3 protein-coding genes are annotated in these 2,220 nt (G+C 67.0%); 2 read left to right on the forward strand and 1 reads right to left on the reverse strand.

Features of this window, described 5'->3' with window-relative positions:
* On the forward strand, positions 1-964 hold a 964-nt coding region (neuB, locus tag IC50_RS18985), incomplete at its 5' end, for an N-acetylneuraminate synthase (protein WP_035708125.1).
* Here the strand turns inward: neuB and IC50_RS18990 are convergent.
* Positions 961-1,572, reverse strand: coding sequence for an acetyltransferase (locus IC50_RS18990; protein ID WP_035708128.1), 612 nt, complete (start codon positions 1,570-1,572; stop codon positions 961-963). The two genes, neuB and IC50_RS18990, sit on opposite strands and share 4 nt — an antisense overlap.
* A 198-nt stretch (positions 1,573-1,770) precedes the next feature.
* On the opposite strand from IC50_RS18990, the gene IC50_RS18995 reads away from it, so the two are divergent.
* Positions 1,771-2,220 (forward strand): CBS domain-containing protein (locus IC50_RS18995; RefSeq protein ID WP_035708131.1); only part of this gene is annotated, 450 nt, incomplete at its 3' end.

The following is a 2,220-nucleotide window of genomic DNA, read 5'->3' on the forward strand; positions in this document are numbered from 1 at the left end:
CGTCAAGTTCCAGACCTTCAATGCGAAGGCATTGGCGGGCGGCGCGGCGAAGAAGGCAGACTATCAGCAGCGCACCACCGACGCCGGCGAGAGCCAGCTGGCCATGCTGGAGCGTCTCGAACTGCCGCAGGCTGCGCATCATACGCTGATCGCGCACGCCAGGGAGCGCGGCATCGAATTCCTGTCGACGCCATTCGACGATGCCTCGCTCGGCTTCCTCCTGTCGCTGAAACTGCCGCGGATCAAGATCGGTTCGGGCGATCTCACCAATGCGCCGCTGCTGCATGCAGCGGCGAGGGCCGGCGCCATGCTGATCCTGTCGACGGGCATGGCGACGCTCGGCGAGGTCGAGGAAGCGCTGGGCGTATTGGCCCATGGCTATGCACAGCGCAACGATCCCGCAGGCGCCGCCTCGTTCCGCGCTGCGTGGCGCGATCCGGCGGCACGCACCGCGCTGGCGCGGCACGTCAGCCTGCTCCATTGCACAACCGAATATCCCTGCCCCGTCGCCGACGTGAACCTCGCGGCGATGGCGACGATGCGATCGGCGTTCCAGCTTCCGGTCGGTTATTCCGATCACACCGACGGGTTCGAGATCTCGGTCGCCGCGGTCGCGCTCGGCGCGGCCATCGTCGAGAAGCACCTGACGCTGGATCGCAATGCGTCCGGTCCCGACCACGCGGCCTCACTCGAGCCGGACGATTTCAAGCGCATGGTCGGCGCCATCCGCAATGTCGAGGCCGCGCTCGGCGACGGCGTGAAGACGCCGAAGGAATCCGAGATCAGGAACGTCCCGGTGGCGCGCAAGAGCATCGTGGCGGCGCGCGCGCTGAGGGCCGGCGAGATCATCGGCCCGGCCGATATCACGGCCAAGCGGCCGGGCGCCGGGCGGCCGCCGATTGATTATTGGTCCTTGGTCGGAACGGCGGCGCCGCGGGCGCTCGAGCCGGACGATCCGGTTTAGCGACGGGGCTTTGCAGGAACTCCGCGCAGCACGGACCCCGGCGGCCATGACCCCGTGACGACGGAGCCCATCGCCACCAGCGTATCGCTGCCGATGGAAATGTGATCGCGGACACGGCTGCCGAGCCCCACAAAGCAGTTGTCGCCGATCTCTGCACCGCCGCCGACCACGGTTCCGGGAGACAGATGCGTGCAGTGCCCGACGCGCACGTCGTGCTCGACGACCGCGCCGGAATTGATGATGCAGTGATGGCCGATCATGCTTCGTGCATTGACGATCGCACCCGGCATGATGACGCTGCCCGCACCGATCGTCGCCGACGGCGAGACGAACGCGCGCGGATGAATCACCGACGCCCAGCGCTTGAGCTGCAGCCGGCCGATCATCTGCCGGCGCGCGGGCCCCGCCTGCATCGTTCCGATCCCGACCACGAAGGCGGCTTCCGGATAGTTCGGCGCAACGTCATCGGTTCCGAGATAGCGCGCATCGCCCAGTGCTCCCGGCTGCCGATCGAGGAAGCCAACGACGTTGAACTGCCCCGAAAGGAGAGCGGCCTCATAGACCATGAAGGCATGCTCGCCGCCGCCGATGATGATCAGATCGTCCATCGCGATTCCCCTGCACAGGCCAATCCTAGCGACCGGGCTGCGGTACTTCAAACCGCCGGGCCTGACCGGAAAACACGTGTATTAACAAGGTCCGCGCCAGGGCCCCTGGCGGGGTTGACGCCGCCTCTCGCAGCCGCGATATAGCAGGCTCAGCCGTGGGCCGCCCCCAAATATCTGGCGTATACGAGGCAGATTGCCATGAAATCCTGGCGCAAAGCCGTCGTCGGTAACCAGGCGACCGTGGGCGAGGCCATTGCCGCGATCGAGAGTGGTAGCATCCAGATTGCGCTGGTGCTCGACGACCAGAACCGCCTGCTCGGTGTGGTCACCGACGGCGACGTCAGGCGCGGGCTGCTGCGCGGCATCCCCCTCACCGGACTTGCGACCGACGTCATGAACCGGACGCCGGTGTCGGCCCCTGCGACGCTGCCGCGCGAGGATCGCCTGCAGCTGATGCGGCAGAGATCGATCAAGCAGCTCCCGCTTGTCGACGAGGGCGGCCATCTCATCGTGGTGGAGACGCTCGATGAGCTGCTCGAACCGCCTCATTATCCGAACCCTGTGCTGATCATGGCCGGCGGCCTTGGTGAGCGCCTGGGCGCGCTGACGCGCGAGGTGCCGAAGCCGATGCTCAATGTCGGCGGGCCG

It is taken from the genome of Bradyrhizobium genomosp. I (2014) (assembly GCF_000261685.1).
GTDB lineage: Bacteria > Pseudomonadota > Alphaproteobacteria > Rhizobiales > Xanthobacteraceae > Bradyrhizobium.